The sequence below is a fragment of the Cedecea colo genome (assembly GCF_011808225.1).
Taxonomy (GTDB): Bacteria; Pseudomonadota; Gammaproteobacteria; order Enterobacterales; family Enterobacteriaceae; genus Dryocola; species Dryocola colo.
Map to the genome: position 1 here is coordinate 664,544 of NZ_SOYS01000001.1, position 19,902 is coordinate 684,445.

Below are 19,902 nucleotides of genomic sequence, written 5' to 3' on the forward strand. Positions count from 1 at the left end.
GGACACCCATGCGTTTGCTTCTGAATTACCTGTTTAAAATAAATGAATTCAATGAAGACAAAAATCCAAAAAAAGGGTTTTCTGTTGATGAAAGAAAAGGGTTACTGGAAAAGCTTGCCTTCTTCTATGAAAAGACAGGCGAGGCGCCGGCATGCCCGTACTGCAATAAGCACATTAATTACGAGCATGCCGCTGTCGATCACATTATTCCGTTTAAAACGTATGCACGTTATCTTTTCCTGAAAAATATCAATATGGATATCGATACTTTGCTGGACAATGGTATATATAATCCAGAAAACTTTTGTCTCTGCTGCAATAGCTGCAACGCATCGAAGGGTAACAAGCTTGACACGGTCAGAATCAATCAGGCTATAGATAATTTTGAAGCAGCCGGGGCTGATCCGGTAATGTTCAGAAAGTCCCTGAAGATAGTCGAGGATATTCTGAATACACTTCCCGCTTATCAAGCTATATATTGCATAAGAGGATTCTACTGGGATCCGCAAAATATCGCAGTCACTCCCGAATCACTGGGGGGGATTCTAAAGAGGGATAAAATCTGGACGTCATTTTTTATCGGTGAAAAAGAAGTAAACCTGAATGATGCTGTCATCTGGCTTTCAGAGAAAATAAGCGTCAATCAGGCTACTTCACCACCTTCCGCCTTAAACGGCTATCATAAAATTGATGATAAGGAAGCCACTGTCGAATTCGAAAGTATATTACGCTTTACAAAATATCTGGTTAATGAAAGCAAGAATAAATTAACAAGTATAACTTTGGACTCTGCCATTCTTTCGCATCAAAAATATCTAGGTCCGGTGCAATTCGACAGCCTCAGCCTCGCATCCGTACTTAAAACGGTTGAACGTATTCTGATGAATATGCCAAAAGAACAAAAAATAATGAACCAGGAACAGGTTGTGCTAGACGCTGATGCAGGCACAATGCCACCCGAGAACGCATCTTTACCCCTGGTAAACCTGGCTGAGGAAGGCGGCGACAAAGATGAAGATGCCGCTGACGAGGAATATATGTATGACTATGATTTAAGAGGTAGAAAAAATAAAGATATTGCGGATGTGACCCCAGAAAAACCGCTTACCCTCAAAAAAGAAAGCGGTGATGCTCCATATCTGAAAGGGAAAAATCTCCGAAAATTCATTTCATCAAAGCAGGTGTTTAAACGTGATAAATTCCTTCTGGTTCATTGCTGTCTTTATTGCCTGGGTTTTTACCCTGCGAGTTCTTTCCAGATAGACCATATAGACGCTGAATTGAAAGATGAAGGTTACCATCTGAGTCAGAACCTGCTGGCAGTCTGTCAGGGATGCAATAATAACAAAAGTAAAAAGATACTCACCATGGATTTTCTCGATGGACGTATCAGATACAGACAGGCATCGGAAAGAAAAACAGGGCTGGAAAATCTGATAATTCCGAGTTTTACCCATTCTTCCGCCCCGCTGGAGATAGCTAAAGGCATGCAGGCTTACGTCCTGCGAGAACACATTAAAAATCAAGCAGACGAGGCTGACACAGCGGGCGTCATTGAGAAAATAGGTGTTCTGTCCAAATCATTAAGCGAGTTCTGGTTGCCGGAAGATTTTAACAAAAACTTTAACAGGTTTAAGCTGAATTTAAAAAATTAGTTCGGGACTGACAGAATCAGAAATTTGGCTGAGCGAGTGGAATACCCCCCTGAAGATTTTCTGCGTGACCCGGGCAAGCCGGGAAAGAAGATGCTGCTCATTATTTTTCTGGGCCTGCAGAAGCAAGACCCATACCGTGCGACAGTTCTCATTAGGTGAATATGATTTACCCTCTTACAGAATGTCCAGCAGCCGCTGAGCCGGATTATCAATTTTCAGTTCATTCATTCTTTTAATATCCTGCAATTAATGCCTGGGATTATTATACCCAGTCTTCCAGCGCCAGCCCCGGAACCCGCTCAAATTCCCGCGTATTATTGGTCACCAGAATGGCGCCGGCCGCAATCGCATGACCGGCGATCGCCGTGTCGTTCGGGCCTATCGGTGTCCCGGCCTGTCGCAGTGCCACTTTGATGTTGGTGGTTGCGTCCACCGCGGCACGATCCCACGGCAGGATGGCATCGAGGCGGGCGCAAAACGCGTCAACCAGCGCAATATGACGCGGGGAGGCCTTCGGGCCGGTGGCGCCGAAACGCATTTCCGCATAGGTAATGGCTGACACCACAATGCGGTGGCTGCGCAGCACTTCCTGCTCCAGGCGCTTTAGCACGGCCTCCGGCTGCTCACGCATGATGAACGAGCAGATGCAGGTGTCGAGCATGTAAATTCGTTCGCGGGTCTTTTTCACAGGTCAAATCTTCCTTCGTCGCTGACAACGTCCTCACGCTCTGCCATAAAATCCGCATCGGCTTTCTCCAGTTCCGCAAACGAGCCCCAAGCCGGCCGGACCGGCCGCAGGATGATGCTGTCGCCTTCCCGGATAATCTCAAGCTCACTGACGCCATCAAAATCCAGATCGCGTGGCAGACGTATGGCGCGGTTATTGCCGTTTTTAAAAATAGATACAGTGCGCATGGTTTTACCTCAAATACTGTGTGTACCGGGGAATGCTTCCCACATGGATATAGTATCAGCATATGTTAAGCATATGCATATGTATATTTAAAACCTATTTTTTCTCTCTTCTTGGGAGCCGCTTGGAAAAAGGAAATTGTCCTACGTTAAGCGTCTTGAGCTTAACGGTTGATTTCGTTCCATTGAGCGAGAGCCCCTGACTGTAAGGGATGTACGGAACGATCTGAGTGTCCGTTAAAGGTTTTGCTTACTTTCCGACATGGTGTACATAATCGCTCGGTTTAGGACACAGAAACGCCGTAGCCCCGGCGTTCGGGAGACAAATAAAATCACTTTGGCTAAAAAGTAGTCTTAGCGTGGTTTATTTTCCGTTTTCCAAGCGGACCCCTTTAAGCAGGTTTTCGGCCATTGGCTGACCCATGCCACCCAGCCCGATAAATCCGATACGCATACTAACTCCCGTTTATTACAAAATGGTGCCGCCTTTAGTCAGGGCCTGGCGGCGTTCTTCCGCCTCTTCTCTTTGATGCTGGCCTTTGTGCGCAATAGCGTTACGCAGGCGCTGTTGCTGGGTGTAACGATCTTCGCGGCTCAGTTGCGCATCGTCACTCAGTTCGATCAGCAGTTCGTTCATATATTCGATGACGTTTTTATTGATGGTTGCGTCTACGCGAGTGATGACGTCGTCCAGATGTGCCATGAGTTTCTCCTTTTGGTGGATGGCGTTTCATTTACCTGGCCCCGGATTAGGGTAGATAAACGCAGCGCCATCCAGCGGGTTTTAGTTCAGCTTAGCTTTTGAGAAGTCGCTGCCGCTGAGGCTGACGCTGTACCCCGTTACGTTGCTGCGCGTGGCATAGAAGGTTTTGCCGTTCGCCAGCGGGATCCATGGAGCCTGCTGGTAGAAAATCTCCTGCGCCTGCTCGTAAAGTTTGGCGCGCGCGGCCGGATCGCTGGTTAGTTTCGCTTTCTGCGTCAGCGCATCGTACCGCTTGTCGCACCAGCGGGAGACGTTAGAGCCGCTTTCGATGCTGCCGCAGCCTAACAGGGTATCCGCAAAGTTATCCGGATCGCCGTTATCAGACATCCAGCCGAACAGCGCTGAAGCGTGCTCGCCTTTACGCATCCCGGAGAGATATTCGCCCCACTCGAAAGTGACAATTTTGGCTTTCACGCCCACTTTCGCCCAGTCTGCCTGAATCATTTCGGCGATGCGTCGCGAGTTCGGGTTGTACGGACGCTGTACCGGCATGGACCACAAATCGGTGTCGAAACCTTTTTCCAGGCCTGCCTGTTTCAGCAGCGCTTTGGCTTTTTCAGGATCGTAAGCATAATCCTTCAGATCTTTGTTATAGCCCATCATGGTCGGCGGAATCGGTGATTTCGCTACCGTTCCGGAACCCATAAAGACGGCGTTGATAATGGATTTTTTGTCCACCGCATAGTTCAGCGCCTGGCGCACCAGCACGTTATCAAACGGTTTTTTGGCGGTGTTAAATGCCAGATAGCCAACGCTCAGGCCATCAATGGCATGCAGCGCGAGATCTTTGTTAGCCTTAATTGCGTCAAACTGCACCGGACTTGGCGCAGGGATAATCTGGCATTCGTTCTTCTGCAATTTTGCCAGACGCGTCTGCACGTTTGGCGTGATCGAGAAGATCAGATGTTTGGTCGGCACTTCACCGTTCCAGTAATTTGGGTTCGCCACGTAGCGGATCAGCGAATCCACCTTATATTCCTGCAACACATAAGGTCCGGTGCCGATTGGCTGGGTGTCCACCCGTTCAGGCGTGCCCTTTTTCAGCATCGCATCCGCGTATTCCGCTGATAAAATCGAGGCGAAGTCCATACCCCAGTCGGCGAGGAACGCGGCATTCGGCTCGCTCAGCGTAAACTGGACATGGTAGTCGTCGATTTTTTTCACGTCGGTTATCAGCTTGTCGAGGCCGACATCGTTGAAGTATTCGTAGCTGGCCTGCGACACTTTGTGATACGGATGATTAGCGTCTTTCTGGCGCATCACGGAGAAGATAACGTCATCGGCGTTGAAATCACGCGTTGGCTTGAAATATTTGTTGCTGTTGAACTTCACGCCCTTGCGCAGGGTAAAGGTGTAGGTTTTCCCGTCCGGGCTGATTTTCCACTCGGTCGCCAGCGACGGCACCGGCATATTATCGCTTTTGTTAAAATCGACCAGGCGGTTATACAGCGTTTGCGAGCTGGCAACAAACGTTGGGCCAGAACTGGCGATTTGTGGGTTGAAGGATTCCGGAGAGGCTTCGGAGCAGTAAACAATCGTATTACTGGCGGCCGCCGTCGCAGCGCCTGCGGGTAGCAGGGTGCTAAGCAGCAGCCCGAGAAGTGTTTTCCCTGTGGACATATTTTTGCCTTTTATTTGCTTGCCGGGTGGTTTGCATACTTATTATTTTGAGTCTTAATAACAGCACACCAGCACGCCTGCGGCAAATAACAAACGGCTATCATGTTATTCATTTTTAGCTGAATTTGCTTAAATGTGCGGCAGTCTCCGCATAAAGCGCTATCCTGGCGCTTGCACGGCTTGTTAGCTTCTGTTAGCCAAACGTGAAGGCATACGCTTTCACACCGGCTTCTGCGAACTCAATGCTGAAGGTATGTTCGCCGCGGCCGTCAAACTGACGAATCAGCTGATACAGCCGCTGTTCGCTCACCGTTCCGTTACCCGCGGCATCACTATCCGTGCCGTGCATTTTCCCCGGCGCTTTGCCGTCCAGCAGCACTTTAAAATGAACGGGCTTGCCGTTTGTTGGACCAAGTACGAGATGAAGATCGCGAGCGTGGAATTGATAAAGGATTTTCCCCCCGGCGTGATTAAGCGTGACGTTCTCCATGCCGATAGTCCAGCGCCCTTCCAGTCCCCACGCGTTCAGCGGCAGCGCCACCGGCCTGCTGTAATCCGCTGGCCTGTCGCCGGTAACCTTGCCGGAGGCAAAATTCTCTGCTCGTCCGTAGCCCAGATAGGTTTCCGGTGAGATGTCGTCCATGCCGCTCGCCGCCTGTTCCACGCCCGACGCTGAAACGGCGCTCAGATTGCCGCTGACGTCCTTCGCCCCGGCTTCACGCAGCAGCTGCTGAATAACGCGTTCGGACTGGTCATATTCCCCTTCGCCAAAATGCTGGTAGCGAATATCTCCTCTGGCGTCGATAAAGTAGTGGGCAGGCCAGTACTGGTTATCAAAGGCGCGCCAGATTTTATACTCGTTATCGATGGCAATCGGGTAAGTAATGCCGAGTTTTTTCGCCGCTTTCGCCACATTGCCAACGTCGCGTTCGAAAGCAAATTCCGGGGCATGCACGCCTATCACCACCAGACCCCGGTCGTGATATTTTTCCGCCCAGGCTTTCACATAGGGTAAGGCGCGCAGGCAGTTGATGCAGGAGTAGGTCCAGAAATCGACCAGCACGACTTTACCCCGCAGGGCTTGCGCGCTCAGAGGCGGCGAGTTCAGCCACTGTACGGCACCGGTTAACGGCGGCATCCTTCCCCGATCGGAGAGGTTTACAGCCGAATCGCTTGCAGACGCCGCCGCAGGAGCCTGTGCGTCCGGCGCTTTATGAGGGGCCAGTTTGTGCAACAGCGACTGCTCAATGCCGCCGGTAGATACCGTAGAAAGCCGCGCCAGCACGCCCGTATCGAGTCCCAGAGCGATGGCCGCCACGCCAAGTAACATGGCGGCTCCCAGGGCGCGGCGGATCCATTCCCCCACGCCGAGCGAACGCTTCATAGCCGTGAATACTTTTCCGCCTATCAACAACGCCAGCGCTAAAGAGGTGACGGCCCCGGCGGCATAGGCCAGCAGCAGTAAAGTGGAGCCGGTACTGGCACCCTGTAACGCAGCGCCGGTCAGCACCAGGCCAAGAATCGGCCCCGCGCAGGGAGCCCAAAGCAGGCCGGTGGCAATTCCCAGTAAAAAGGAGCTGCCCGCGCCCGCTGGACGACCGGCGGCTATCCGGTTGGAAAGCGCATTGCCTGCCGACACCAGCGGGCGCATCACCCGTTCGGCGACCTGCGGGAACAGCAAGGTGATGCCAAAGAGCGCCATCAGAGCCAGCGCGGCGTAGCGGCCATACTGGTTAGCCGCAACCACCCAGCCGCCGCCAACGGCGGCGAGGGTGGCAAACAATGTAAAGGTTAACGCCATGCCAGTCAGCAGCGGCAGGCCCGTGCGCGCAAAGGGCTGGTCGGAACGGGCAAAGACGAAAGGCAGCACCGGTAAAATGCACGGGCTGGCGATAGTCAGCAGACCACCAAGATAAGCAAGAATTATCACTAACATAGTCAGCGTCCCGGATAGCCCGCAAGGTTTATTCATCTGCTATGAAGATAGACAGGTTTTGCTTACCGAATCCTCCCGGAAAGTTAACAATTTCGTGACAGGTTATCTGTAAGGCAGGCCATCAAACGTATCGATCCGTCATTTCAGCCCGCATTACCGGCAGTATTCGCCACAAACTTCTGCAAAATTGACCGTGAAACAGGCGTATCGCTTACCCTGGCGAGCAGCACGTCACGATCTTTTCCCATCATGGCGATCCTTTCGCTGCGGCTGGTGATAATTCTGCTCATCACCGCTGCGGTAAATTCCGGATGGAACTGCACCGACAGCGCCGTTGGGGAATAACGAATGATTTGATGCGGATCGTGGCCGGATGCGCCAAGCACAACTGCGCCTGGCGGCGGCGTAATCACGCTTTGTTCGTGGCTAAGGAAGCTGTCGAACGTATCAGGCAGGTCGTGCAATAGCGGGTCACGCCGTGCTGCGGCATTAAGCATAACGGCAATCTGCCCCACTTCGCTTCCCTGCGGATGATAATCCACCACGCCGCCCAGCGCGTAGGCCATAAGCTGATGCCCGTAACACACGCCGAGCACGGGCACTCCGGCAAGCACGGCTTCCCGCGTCCACTCAGCGGTTCGCTCACTCCACTGCGCATGGTCCGTTACCATTGCCCAGGAGCCGGTGATCACCGCCGCGCGGAATGTGCCGACGACCGGCAGCGGTTCGCCTTCAAACGGGCAAACAACCTGTACAGGTCCAACCTCGCCAAGCGCTGCAAAGAACCACTGCGGCTGTTCGCCCACCGCAGTACGCACATCCTCTGGCGGATGCCCCATCTGAACCAGTAATAACGGCAGTTGTTCCGGCATATCTTCCCATCCTTTACCTCGAAGAGAGATTTATGAGTAGCACAAAACCCGCCGCTCACCCAATGACTTAACCGCAATCCCCCAATGATTAGAAATATTTGTCGTCTCTTCCGCCGTTTGCTTAATGCAGGAGTCGGTAGAATGTAATACGTGAAGATGGCTCGAAATGAGTCGTTAACAGCGGGATGACAGACGTGGCAAAAACATTATTGCGCAGCGGATGCCTGGATGATTTCCTGGCGCTGGGCGAAAACGGACAGGCAGTGTTCGACTCGGCTTTACAGATACGCGAAACCTTACGCCTGCGTAAACAGCATGCGGTGGCGGACAGCCTCGCCATTCCACAGCCCAACGACGAAGGCGACCGGGTAGACTGGTATGCGCCGTTTGAAGGCAGCGTGCTGAGCTGGGCCGCCGCAAGCAGCGAACAGCGTAAAAAAGCGCTGCGCTACCTGGATAATTGCCAGGCGAACGTCGCGACGCTTATCCAGCGCTGCCAGCAGGCGGAAAAAACCGCCATTCAACTGTTTGGCTCGCTGCTCGCAAATGCCCTGCAATTTCCCGGCAGCCAGCATGTTTATCTGGTGGATGGCAAACCGGTCATCACCTTCTGGGGCTTTGTCAATCTCAACCAGGACGCGCGCGAAGATGTGCTGGATTGCCTGCGCGTGACTGAAGCGCCGGAACCGACGATTGCCTTCATTGCGCAACCGCAACCGCCGCAGCCAAAAGCTGAGCCTGAGATGGCAGAAGAACCTGTTGCGGTAAAAGAAACGGCCCTTAGCGAGCCGGACGAACCGCTAGTTTATACCGCTCAGCCTCGCGTCGTTACCCCGCAACCAGAAACGATAATCGCCGAACCTGCTCCTGCGCCGCAGCCGGTCGCCGCCACGAAGTCAACGTCGCGTCTCTGGCTCCTGCCGGTCGCCGCCGCTGCGCTGGCGCTTATTGCCACACCTGTTGCCTATAAATTTTTATCGGCCCCTGCTCAGCCACCTTTAGCCGTAGCGAAAGCGGCGCCTGAACCACAGTCGATTAAGCCTGCCGCCGTTCAGATCGTGGCCGCCGCGCCTGTTGCCGTCGTTGAAAAATCAACGCTACCGTTAACCGAAGCCGCCGTAGTGAAGCCGCCGGTTCCTGAATCAGCCCCGGCTGCACCAGCGGGCGTGGCGAAAAATGCGCTCATTCTGCCTGCCGAGGCGATAAAAATTGGGTCGACAAAATTCCTCAACGGCACATGGCGCGTGCTGATTGATGTCAACGATCCGATTACCGGCAAGCCGCCGAGCCTGCGCTATCAGATTGCCAACAATAAAGGCACCGCGCGCCTGGTCCACGGCGATAATATTGCCTGTAAGGTCGATGTTTTCTCCGGCCTGCATTCGTCCGGCATATTAATGATCAAAACGCGCGGCAGCGCTCGTTGCAGCGATGGTTCACGCTATCCGATGCCGGAGATTTCCTGCAAGCCGGGCGATAAAGGCGTGGCCGAGTGCAGCGGACGCTACAAAAACGACACGGTGGTGCCGGTAACGTTTAAAAAAGTGAGTGACTAACCTGATGCTTGCCAACCTGTTCCACTACAAGCCGAGCGTTACGCTCATCAAAGACAGCGGCATCCAGTTCCTGGATTTTGGCCTCGCCCCACAACCAAACGCGCCGCACACCGGGCGTTTTGTGCGTAAAACCGCTAACGGCCCGCTGCTGCGTCTTGATTATGACGTGGTGCCCGGCAGATTTACCCTGCCTGACGACGAAGGCGGCGCGCCGGAAGTCGTGAAGCCGGAAAGCACCCTTACCCTCGGCCACTCGCTGAAGGTGCTGGATAAAACCTGGCTGCCGCTGCCGTTTCAGCGCTTTAACCCGCCGCGTACTTTTGTCGGCGGGCCGGATAACTGGGCGCGGGTGCAGATCCGCTGTCTTGAAACACCGGATCCCGCCGGGAATACGGTGCGCGTAAGCATCGCGCTGGATACCAAAATTTATGCGGATGACGCCGCCGCTACCCATCTTGCGCCGACGCAAAACGATGTCCGTAACGGCGCCCGGTTTGCGCTTGCCTGGCAGAACCAGGAAATCCATGATTTCCTCGACCAGACCTGGGTAGACGGCTGGCTGCGCGAGGTGTTCACGCACTACGTCACGCGCCATGAATCACGTACCGAACGTGAAATTGCCACCGCGATGAAGATGTTCGAATATCAGGGACACTATCTTAATATTCTTGAGATGCTGGGCGCCCAGCTTGCCGTGCCGGAAGTGAAAATAGTCGCCGCCACCCTGCAATCCCCCGCTATCCCGGTAGATCTGGTGCTGGACGTGGGCAACACCCATACCTGCGGCGTGCTTATCGAAGACCATGGCGAAGCCAACGATGGCCTGCGCCAGACGGCAGAACTGCAAATCCGCTCCCTGAGCGAACCGCAGTTTATCAACGAGGCGATGTTTACCAGCCGCCTTGAGTTCTCAGAAGCCAAATTCGGCAAGCAGCATTTTTCCGTGGAAAGCGGCCGGGATGACGCGTTCGTCTGGCCGTCGATTGCCCGCGTGGGCAGCGAAGCGCGTCGAATGGCGAGCGAACGTCTTGGCACGGAAGGCGCGAGCGGCATTTCCAGCCCGCGTCGCTATCTGTGGGATGAAACGCCGGCAAGTCAGGACTGGCGCTTTAGCCAGATGGGCGTAAAAACCCAGCGCGAACCGCTCGCTACCGCCTTCCCGCTGATGAATCTGATGAACGACGACGGCCAGCCATTGTATGGCCTGCCGATGGATGAACGCTTGCCCGTCTTCTCACCGCAGTACAGCCGCAGTTCGTTGATGACGCTGATGCTATGCGAGCTGCTGGCACAGGCGCTGATGCAAATTAACAGCGTCGGTTCGCGCCAGAGCATGGGCCACCTTAACGCCCCTCGCCAGCTACGCAATCTGATCCTTACCCTGCCTTCCGCCATGCCAAAACAGGAACGCGAATTGTTCAGCCAGAGGATGCGCGAAGCCGTGGGTCTGGTATGGAAAGCGATGGAATGGCATCCGGCGGATGAAGGTTTTACGCTTGAGCGCGACAAAGAGAAAAGCGTGGTGCCGGTGCCCAGCGTACATATGGAATGGGACGAAGCCACCTGCGGGCAGCTCGTCTGGCTGTATAACGAAGCGATAGTGAATTACGCCGGACAAAGCGGGACGTTCTTCCGTCGTTTGGCTCGCCCGGATCGAATGCTTAGCAACGATGAGCCAGAGGGCAAAACCCTGCGCGTTGCCTCTATCGATATTGGCGGCGGCACGACGGACATGGCAATCACGCAGTATCAGCTCGATGACGGCGTGGGCAGCAACGTGAAGATTGCGCCACGTCTGCTGTTCCGCGAAGGATTCAAAGTAGCGGGTGATGACATTCTGCTGGATGTAATTCAACGCTGCGTGCTGCCTGCTTTGCAGGCGAAAATTCACCAGGCGGGCGTGGCTGACGTTACCGGACTGATGACCACGCTGTTTGGCGAGTCGGGCCGCATGGACACTCGCGGCACATTGCGTCAGCAAACTGCGTTGCAGCTGTTTATCCCGCTCGGCCACGCCGTGCTGAACTACTGGGAAAACAGCGATCCGGACGATCGTCAGGCGACGCTTGAAGCCACCTTTGGCGAGCTGTTACCAAAACGCCCGACGGATAACGTCATTAACTATGTCCAGCAGGCCGTGCAGCATGCACTGCCCGCTGACGCACCGGCGTTCGATCTGTTCAGCGTACCGATTCAGGTGGAGCTTGCTGCTTTGCAAGAAGCGCTGATGGCCGGGCAATTTACCCTCACCGCGCCGCTACAGGCGCTGTGCGAAGTCATCAGCCACTACTGCTGCGACGTTTTACTGGTCACCGGCCGTCCTGCCTGTTTGCCCGGCGTGCAGGCTTTATTGCGCCATCTCCAGCCGGTGCCGGTGAACCGTATCGTCTGGCTTGATAACTACCAGACCCACGAATGGTATCCGTTCAGCCAGCAGGGCCGCATTGGCAATCCAAAATCTACCGCCGCCGTCGGCGCTATGCTGTGCAGCCTGGCGATGGATTTACGCCTGCCCGGCTTTAACTTTAAGGCTGCTGATATTCAGGCCTATTCCACCGTGCGCTACCTCGGGATGCTCGACGGCAATAACGTGCTGAGCGAAGAAAACGTCTGGTATCGCGATATCGATCTCGATAATCCGAAAGCCACGCTGGATACCCGTCTGCACTTCCCGCTACGCGGCAATGCCTGCCTCGGTTTCCGACAGCTGGACAACGCCCGCTGGCCCGCCACGCCGCTTTATACGCTGGCGATTAACTCGGCATCCCTTGCGAAATCCATCGCGGGCGACGGCGTGCTGAACGTACGCCTGCAGCAAACGCGCGACGCCAATGCTTTCGTGTTAGCGGAAGCCTGGTTGCAGGACGGCAGCAAAGTGCCGCTCAACCAGCTAAGTTTTAAACTTAATACCCTCGCCGGCAGCTACAGCGGCGCAAGCCATTACTGGATTGACAGCGGGAGCGTCTATCAAAAATGAGTCAGCCAACCGTGAGTCAACAAAAAATCGTGCTGCATAATCTTGCGAACTGGATTCAGGATACCCGCGCTCATGCACCGTTGCTGGAAAACGAAGCCGATAGCCTGCTGGCGCGGTTATTGCCGTTGCAGCGCCGTCAGCATCAGCTTGATGCGCTGTCTGATCAACCGTTAACGCTGGGGTTATACGGGCGTTCCGCTGCCGGTAAACAGCATTTACTCAGCGCGCTGCTGGCGAATCATGCCGGGCGCATTGAGATTACGCTCGGTGAAAAAACGCTGGATTACCTGACGCATATTAATCCGGGTCATTCCGCTACTACGCTTGCCGTTCGTTTTACCGCTAAAGATACCCCGGTTAGCGAGAATTTCCCGCTGCTGCTGACTTTGTTTAGCGAAAGCGACGTGGCGCAGCGGATAATTCGCGAATATCACGCCCAGCCTGAACCACGTATCGCGCAATCCAGCGTGATTGCCGCACGCCTTGCCGAGCTGCAAACCCGACGCCAGGCACAGGTTATAGCGGGAATGTCCAGCCAGCAGGTCTCCGACATTGCGCGCTGTTATCATGCGCAGGTTCGTCGTCAGCACCATCTCGACGACGCGCTCTGGCAGCAGATGGCCGATCTGATCCCCTGGTTAACGCCAGCCGATCGCGTTTCGCTGTTGGCCATGCTGTGGGGAGATGACGCTGCTTTAACGGCTCAGTGGCAGCATCTGAGCGATACGCTGCATCATATTGGCGAAACGACCCGCTTCCTCGCGCCGGCCAGCTTGCTGGTTGACACCTTCCTGCTTCCTGCCGAAGGTTTTCTGATCCCGGCGACGCCCGATGAGCCGGAATTGCAGGCTGATGTGATGCTCTGCCCGCTGTTCAACGACGAGACGGGCTCGCCCGTTAGCCTGGCGCAGCAGGATTTGCTGGCGCTTTGCGCGGAAGTTTGCCTGACGTTAAGCAATACCCCCGCGTTCAGCAACGTGGATATCATCGATATTCCGCTGGCGCAAATCGATTACTACAGTGACCGTCTGGAGCCAGATACGCTGCTGGTCTGCAACGCCGCAACCGAGCGTGCAGAGGTAAAAACCGCCGGTAAACGCCTTGCCCGCTGGGTGGATAACACCCAAGGCGCCCAGGCTACTTTGCCAGGTTTGATCTGGACGATTACCCCATTCGATGCCCGTTTTACCCAGGGTGTGAGCGTGGACGATGGCGTGCAGCGTTTAATCGGCCAGGCGGGAAAACGCTGGGGAACGTTACAGGCGCTGGACAGCCGCAATATGCATCGCCTGCTGGAATGGCTAACCGATGCCATGAACAGCGAACGTCGCGTCCAACGCACCGCGTTGCTACAAAGCGCGCTTAAAGCGCAAACCCTTGAGATGTTCCAGCGGTTCAGTACCGCACACAATATCGCGCCCGACGCGGCTCGCCAGCGGGCCGAAGGTCTGGTTCGTGCCCTACAGGCAAACGCCGCGCTACACGGCGAACTGCTGGCAAATCTGGTGCCGGAGCGCCATGCCCTGCAGCAATGCTGGCAGCGCCACCATCAGCAGCTAACCAAAAAGCCGGCGGGCTTCCAGCTGGATATCGATCTGTTTGCCGACGATGCAGGTGAGGATCTGCCCGACGTTAATCCCGTAAGCTATGCGCTTGAAGTGCATCAGCTATGGGTTACGCATCTGCGAGGCCTTGCGCAAAGACCGGAGGTAGCACAGCTCTTTGGGCTGGATATTCCCCAGCTCCATGCGCTTTGCGATCTGCTGATTGTCGCCAGCTATCGTCTGAATTTACCGGCCTTGCTTAATGCGTCGCTGCAATCCGGCGACGGGAGTATGGCCCAGGAAATCACCTGCGCCAGCAACGTATTAGGCGATTTCGTCAACTGGCTCGGCTACGCCAGCGTGCCGCAGTCCGCTCGCCCGGCCAGCCGCGTTAACAAAGGTGCAACGGTATTTGCCCCAGCAGCTCAGGCACAAGCGTCTAAGCGCCTGACTAAGCTGAGTGAAACGCCTGCTCGCGGCAATGCAAGCTACGTTTACGACTGGCTGGTGGCGTTATATGCCCGCGCGATTGAGAACATCGGCTATCGCCATCCGCATGATATTAGCGACCTGCATCGGGAGAAGCTGCGCAAGCTGTTGGGCGCTGACCAGGCCGAAATTTAACCGAAGCACAATTGCCCGGCGGTATCTTTTGCACCCTATGTTCCTCGGGGTAGGCGAAATGATATTCGCCGGTAGCTAGCCGGGCGAATGTGAGCAAATTCCTCGCTCACGGCGTGCAGGCCTGTACCTTGATGGGTCTTGTAATCTCTGATTTTAAAAGCATGGTTTAGAAACTCGTATTCAGCTTTCCATAATGGAATAACACTCCAGCTTAAAGCGCTCCCTGTTTTCATCAAGAGAAACGGACTTTACCGCCCATGGAGCTGACATGTTGAGGATATGAACGGGACTTTTTCGTCCATAACGATTAAATACACCATAACATGCTTTCAGTCATTATTCTAAGGGAAGACGGTTCGGGGTAAGCACATTGCCTGATCCCATGAAGATTCAGAACCATTGACTCTTATATTCCCATGAAAAACTGACAAAATATCGTCTCCATTTTTATTTGTGATACGGTAATAACACTTTTCTAACGAACTGTTTCCTTCAACAATAAAATTATTTTTGTACCCTGGTGCCGCCAGTTCTCGAAGCTGAAAAAACAGGTCATCCACTTCCTGTTTGGATATGTCCGGGTGAGGATGGCAAAGCTTAAAAAGGCAATCTATTGCCTGATTATGATGATTATTAAAGAAAAAATCTTTAATTTTTTCCCATAAGCTCAGTGTCGGGCAAGTATCAGACAAATGTATCTTATGTATTGTCTGACTACTGATGCAAGCTGGTAAAAAACTTGAACCAACATAAAGAGACATAAACTAACTCCACTTAATAATTTAATGGTTATTAAACTCTTTTTCTATAACTTCATGAATGGGGTGAAAGATTGAGTTCCGGATAGTTATTGCCAGCGACCATGGTCGAGGAAGAGCCGTCTTGATACACCAGAGGGCATAGCTGCATGGCGGAAAGCGCCAGGGCAGGATTTTTCCACTCACAAAATCCGTTATGGCCTACAAGTTCAGTAAAGATACTTCGCCAGTAAGCGTTTAACACCTTAAAAAAGTGACGCGACGGAGCCGCTCTTCGCCAATGATAAAGTCTGAATAAACCAGTGAGTAAAGTTTAACTAACCGGTTAAGTGATGCTTCGGTTGTTATTACCAAACACGGATCAGCGTGAGAGGATAAACGCTATAACCAAACCGACAACTAAAATGGCACAGTAGAAGAAGACATTGCCGGAATATTCAGACAGGGCATTAAGATGTTCCTTGCCCTCTTTATTTAATTTCTGCACGGCATCTTTTTCATTATCCGCTGCTATTATATAGGGATATTTAGCAAACCCCTTGCTTTTCAGTTCGCTGGTAAGCGCGCGTGTTACCCGATCCGCTATGATCACTTTTGATTTTTTGTCTTTAATAAAAACGATGTAGTTATTCATACCTTGTCCCTCATAAATACTACCCCTCAATCCAGAACGTCCTTACTCATCAGATGCTATCATATTTTAAATATTAAAGAATATTGTGTGCATTGCAGTCAGTTAGCTGGCAGACAAGTTTTAATAAAGCGGCACAAGCAGTGTTTACTCTCATCGGTTAATGCCTGTACATGGCTTGCTAAATCCTGTTCAAGAATAGTTAATAATTCTTTATGGTACTATACATCCTGTCTAAAGAATAATCACACTAAAGAAGGGAAATCAAACTTTTATTTCGTGACCAGTGTAGCAGAATATAGATTTTATGTTTTTAAGTGACTCACGCCTTAGCGTATAAAATAAAAGTGCGCACATAATCGAGCTTAAAAATATTAATGGAACAGGTAATAGATATAAGAAAAATAGATTATGAAAGAGATTTTAAGCAGTCAGTTTAATGAGGTCTATGGTGGTTGGGCTGATAAGGATGGAAGTGGTCACCGGTCAGCAGAAAATGGCGGTTCTCGTTCCGGTGGCAATAGTGGCAATGATAGGGGCAGTCCGTCTCTTTTGGATAGAACTGTTTCAGCATATCATAACAACCCTTATGGTAGCGGTTCTATTGCAAGTGGTATCTGGGGTGGCTCTATGGGTTCAGGAAGCGGTAGTTACAGTGGGAATGGACCTGGGTCGAGGGGAAGAGAGTTGGGTGGTAAAAACCACTAATGATGCTGAAGAGAGCACAGACTATCAGTCTGTGCTTTTTCGTGATCCTGCTGAATTAACAGTGTTGCTTAAGAGTTTCATCTTTCAGGGCCGGGTCAGTTAGCCTAAATGCATACGTTATGCCCGTTAGTCAGTTATATAATAAAATGGTAGTGCAAATTTTTGAACAATGGTTACGACCTGAAATTACGTGCTGGCACCACAGTATAAACTGACCTGCGTTGTGAAATAATAGCATTATGTTTAGGGCGATGGCGCTCAGAATGTAAATTTAATATTTCTGACCAACATCACCCTTAATAATTATTCGCTTAAACCACGATTTTTCAGCATCGGTTCGCTGTAAGGATCGTGGCCGCGCCAGTCACGATAAAGCTGAGCCAGATCGCTGCTGTTTCCGCGTGATAAAATCGCTTCACGGAATTTCTGCCCGTTTTGCGACGTTAACCCGCCCTGCTCCACAAACCACTGGTAGCCGTCGTCAGCCAGCATTTGCGTCCAGATGTAGGCGTAGTAACCTGCCGCATAGCCGCCGCCGAAAATATGCGCGAAGTAACTGCTGCGGTAACGAGGGGGCACCTGCGGTAGATTAATCTTCTCTTTTTCCAGCGCGTTAGTTTCGAATTGCACCACATCGACCACGTCCGCTCCCGGCGCAAGGCTGTGCCAGTTCATATCCAGCAATGCTGCGGCGAGCAGCTCCGTCATGTCATAGCCTTTATTAAACTGGGCTGCCGTGAAAAGTTTTTCACGCAGTTGCTCAGGCATGGGTTCGCCCGTCTGGTAGTGGCGGGCATAGTTGGCGAAGACTTCTGGCTGGCGCGCCCAGTGTTCATTGATTTGCGACGGGAACTCAACAAAATCGCGCGGCGTGTTGGTGCCGGAAAGCGTGGCGTAACGCTGCGTGGCAAACAGGCCGTGTAGCGTATGGCCAAATTCATGGAACAGCGTCACCACGTCATCCCACGAAATCAGCGCCGGTTCACCGGCCGCCGGTTTTACATAGTTGCAGACGTTGTAAATAACGGGATCGTTTGCAAACAGGGTCGATTGCTCGACAAAATTCCCCATCCATGCGCCGCCGCCTTTGCTGTCGCGGGCAAAATAGTCGCCGTAGAACAGCGCCATGCCGCGCCCGTCTTGATCGAAAATTTCCCATACGCGCACGTCGGGATGGTAAGTCGGGATATCAAACCGCTCGGCAAAACTCAGGCCAAACAGCTTGCTTGCCGTCCAGAACATACCGTTATCCAGCACGCTGTTGAGTTCAAAGTAAGGCTTGATCTGCGCTTCGTCGAGATCATATTTTGCACGCCGAACCTGCTCGGCGTAAAATGCCCAGTCCCAGGCTTTTACCTCAAATCCGCCCTTCTGCTCGTCGATAATCTGCTGGGTATCGCCCAGTTCGCGTTGCGCGCGGGCCGTTGCCGCAGGCACGATGTTGCGCATAAAAGTAAGGGCGGCGTCCGGCGTTTTCGCCATCTGATCGGCAATTTTCCAGGCCGCGTAATTTTCAAAGCCCAGCAGCTGCGCCTGTTCCGCACGCAAAACCGCAAGCCTTGCGACAATAGCGCGAGTATCGTTGCTATCGTTTTTCTGCGTGCGCTCCCAGCCTGCGTTAAACAAATCTTCACGCGTTTGACGGTCGGTTAGTGATTGCAGCGCGGGTTGCTGCGTGAAGTTCAGCAGTGGAATCAACCAGCGATCGGCAAAGCCTTTATCCACTGCGGCCTGTTTAGCCGCGGCGATTTCGCTGCTGCTTAAGCCCTCAAGCTGATGCGCATGATCCAGCACCAGTCCGGCCGCTTTACCCGCCGCGTGCAGGCGATGATTAAACTGGCTGCTTAACTGCGCCGCTTCTTTATTAAGCTGCTTCAGGCGAGTTTTTTGTTCGTTATTTAAGGTGGCCCCCGCCAGCTTGAACTGCTGCCAGATAACCTCCACCAGGCGCAGGGATTCGGCATCCAGATCCAGCGTGTTGCGCTGCTGATATACCGTGTCGATACGTGCAAAAAGCGCTTCGTTCAGGCGGATCTCATCGGCAAGTTCTGCCAGTTCGCTGGCAAACTCTTCATCAAGCTGTTGCAGATAATCGTTGGTATGCGCCGCCGTCATAGCAAAAAAGACGCTGGTGACGCGGGAGAGCATTTGCCCGGTTTGCTCCAGCGCGAGGAAAGTATTTTCAAAGCCTGGCGCGTCGAGATTCTGCGTGATAAGCGCCACTTCGCCGAGTTTGCGACGCTTTGCTTCATCAAACGCCGGGCGATAATGGTCGTCGTTGATTTGATCGAAACGCGGAGCCTGGTACGGCAATAAACTGACGTGGTAAAACGGATTGTCTGACAACATCCTGTGCTCCTGAAATAAGGTCAACAAGAAGGGAAAAGTCCCCTGACGAATCGTGATTTATTGATTGTAGGGCGGATAAGCGGGAGCGTCATCTTCTGATATGGGACAGCGCTCTGTGCGACTCTTACAACTTCAGTTATCGTAAGCCCTTCCCGGCATGCTAAGGTATTACGACGTAAAAGCGTTGAGGAACAGTGACATGATTATTATGGTAACCGGTGCCACCGCTGGCTTTGGCGAAAGCATCACCCGTCGTTTTGTACAGCATGGTCATAAAGTGATTGCAACCGGCCGTCGCCAGGAGCGTCTGCTGGAGCTGAAAAAGGAGCTGGGTGACAGCATCCTGACGCTACAGCTCGATGTGCGTAACCGCGCCGCCATCGAACAGGCAATGGAGCAGCTTCCTGCCGAATGGCGTGATATTGATATCCTGGTGAATAACGCAGGTCTGGCGCTGGGCATGGAGCCGGCGCATAAGGCCGATCCCGACGACTGGGAAACGATGATCGACACCAATAATAAAGGCCTGGTATATATGACCCGCGCCGTTCTGCCGGGCATGGTGGAACGCAACCGTGGGCATATTATCAATATCGGCTCTACCGCCGGAAGCTGGCCGTATGCCGGTGGCAACGTTTATGGCGCAACCAAGGCGTTTGTACGCCAGTTCAGCCTGAATCTGCGCACCGACCTGCATAAAACGGCCGTTCGCGTGACCGATATCGAACCGGGTCTGGTAGGCGGCACCGAGTTTTCTAACGTGCGCTTTAAAGGCGACGACGGCAAAGCGGATAAAACCTACGAAAATGCCAACGCGCTGACGCCGGAAGATATAACGGAAGCCGTCTGGTGGGTGGCGACGTTGCCAAAACACGTCAATATCAACACGCTTGAAATGATGCCGGTGAGCCAGACCTTTGCCGGGCTTAGCGTATACCGCGAAGAATAACGCCCTTTCCCTGCCCGGCGGGCTGTCCGGGTATGGGAGATTTCGCAA

At 53.1% G+C, this 19,902-nt stretch carries 16 protein-coding genes; 6 read left to right on the forward strand and 10 right to left on the reverse strand.

What is annotated here, in order from left to right; all coding sequences use genetic code 11:
* Positions 1–8: 8 nt before the first annotated feature.
* Positions 9–1,655: an HNH endonuclease gene (locus E2L00_RS03005; protein ID WP_167606772.1), complete on the forward strand. Its 1,647-nt coding sequence runs from the start codon at positions 9–11 to the stop codon at positions 1,653–1,655.
* A gap of 262 nt (positions 1,656–1,917) precedes the next feature.
* Here the strand turns inward: E2L00_RS03005 and E2L00_RS03010 are convergent, their stop codons facing one another.
* The 7 genes from E2L00_RS03010 to E2L00_RS03040 form a co-directional block, all read right to left on the reverse strand.
* The gene (locus tag E2L00_RS03010) at positions 1,918–2,316 is read right to left on the reverse strand and encodes a type II toxin-antitoxin system VapC family toxin (RefSeq protein ID WP_167606775.1); all 399 of its coding nucleotides are present in this window, start codon (positions 2,314–2,316) and stop codon (positions 1,918–1,920) included.
* A gap of 23 nt (positions 2,317–2,339) precedes the next feature.
* Positions 2,340–2,570 (reverse strand): type II toxin-antitoxin system VapB family antitoxin, encoded by a 231-nt coding sequence (gene vapB / locus E2L00_RS03015; protein WP_167606777.1) that lies wholly within the window; start codon positions 2,568–2,570, stop codon positions 2,340–2,342.
* 361 nt (positions 2,571–2,931) lie between these two features.
* Positions 2,932–3,021: an NAD(P)-binding domain-containing protein gene (locus tag E2L00_RS21910; protein WP_167606780.1), complete on the reverse strand. Its 90-nt coding sequence runs from the start codon at positions 3,019–3,021 to the stop codon at positions 2,932–2,934.
* Between the two features lie 15 nt (positions 3,022–3,036).
* Positions 3,037–3,270 carry a DUF2526 family protein gene (locus tag E2L00_RS03025; RefSeq protein WP_167606783.1) on the reverse strand — a complete coding sequence of 78 codons (234 nt, stop codon included), beginning with the start codon at positions 3,268–3,270 and terminating at the stop codon, positions 3,037–3,039.
* Positions 3,271–3,351: 81 nt separating this feature from the next.
* Positions 3,352–4,950, reverse strand: a complete 1,599-nt coding sequence (locus tag E2L00_RS03030) for an ABC transporter substrate-binding protein (protein ID WP_167606786.1) — start codon at positions 4,948–4,950, stop codon at positions 3,352–3,354.
* A 193-nt stretch (positions 4,951–5,143) separates the two neighbouring features.
* The gene (locus tag E2L00_RS03035; protein ID WP_167606789.1) at positions 5,144–6,886 is read right to left on the reverse strand and encodes a cytochrome c biogenesis protein DipZ; all 1,743 of its coding nucleotides are present in this window, start codon (positions 6,884–6,886) and stop codon (positions 5,144–5,146) included.
* A gap of 143 nt (positions 6,887–7,029) precedes the next feature.
* Positions 7,030–7,758 (reverse strand): glutamine amidotransferase, encoded by a 729-nt coding sequence (locus tag E2L00_RS03040; RefSeq protein WP_167606792.1) that lies wholly within the window; start codon positions 7,756–7,758, stop codon positions 7,030–7,032.
* A gap of 194 nt (positions 7,759–7,952) precedes the next feature.
* On the opposite strand from E2L00_RS03040, the gene E2L00_RS03045 reads away from it, so the two are divergent.
* Genes E2L00_RS03045 through E2L00_RS03055 form a run of 3 tightly spaced genes read left to right on the forward strand, consistent with a single transcriptional unit; the run spans position 7,953 to position 14,459 of the window.
* Positions 7,953–9,314 (forward strand): SrfA family protein, encoded by a 1,362-nt coding sequence (locus E2L00_RS03045; protein WP_167606796.1) that lies wholly within the window; start codon positions 7,953–7,955, stop codon positions 9,312–9,314.
* A 4-nt stretch (positions 9,315–9,318) separates the two neighbouring features.
* Complete coding sequence (locus tag E2L00_RS03050) at positions 9,319–12,291, forward strand: virulence factor SrfB (RefSeq protein WP_167607547.1); 2,973 nt, start codon at positions 9,319–9,321, stop codon at positions 12,289–12,291.
* On the forward strand, positions 12,288–14,459 hold the full coding sequence (locus E2L00_RS03055) for a virulence factor SrfC family protein (protein ID WP_167606799.1): 2,172 nt from the start codon (positions 12,288–12,290) through the stop codon (positions 14,457–14,459). Before E2L00_RS03050 ends, E2L00_RS03055 begins: the two co-directional genes overlap by 4 nt.
* Before the next feature lie 341 nt (positions 14,460–14,800).
* Here the strand turns inward: E2L00_RS03055 and E2L00_RS03060 are convergent, their stop codons facing one another.
* Both E2L00_RS03060 and E2L00_RS03065 read right to left on the reverse strand, forming a co-directional pair.
* Positions 14,801–15,220 carry an SGNH/GDSL hydrolase family protein gene (locus tag E2L00_RS03060; protein ID WP_167606802.1) on the reverse strand — a complete coding sequence of 140 codons (420 nt, stop codon included), beginning with the start codon at positions 15,218–15,220 and terminating at the stop codon, positions 14,801–14,803.
* 358 nt (positions 15,221–15,578) lie between these two features.
* Positions 15,579–15,851, reverse strand: a complete 273-nt coding sequence (locus E2L00_RS03065) for a hypothetical protein (RefSeq protein WP_167606805.1) — start codon at positions 15,849–15,851, stop codon at positions 15,579–15,581.
* Between the two features lie 445 nt (positions 15,852–16,296).
* Between E2L00_RS03065 and E2L00_RS03070 the strand changes: the two genes are divergently transcribed.
* Positions 16,297–16,659 (forward strand): hypothetical protein, encoded by a 363-nt coding sequence (locus tag E2L00_RS03070; RefSeq protein WP_167606807.1) that lies wholly within the window; start codon positions 16,297–16,299, stop codon positions 16,657–16,659.
* Between the two features lie 200 nt (positions 16,660–16,859).
* Here the strand turns inward: E2L00_RS03070 and dcp are convergent, their stop codons facing one another.
* A complete protein-coding gene (dcp, locus tag E2L00_RS03075) occupies positions 16,860–18,905 on the reverse strand; it encodes a peptidyl-dipeptidase Dcp (protein ID WP_167606810.1) in 2,046 nt (681 codons plus the stop codon).
* Between the two features lie 199 nt (positions 18,906–19,104).
* Between dcp and ydfG the strand changes: the two genes are divergently transcribed.
* A complete protein-coding gene (ydfG, locus tag E2L00_RS03080) occupies positions 19,105–19,854 on the forward strand; it encodes a bifunctional NADP-dependent 3-hydroxy acid dehydrogenase/3-hydroxypropionate dehydrogenase YdfG (RefSeq protein WP_167606813.1) in 750 nt (249 codons plus the stop codon).
* Positions 19,855–19,902: the final 48 nt, after the last annotated feature.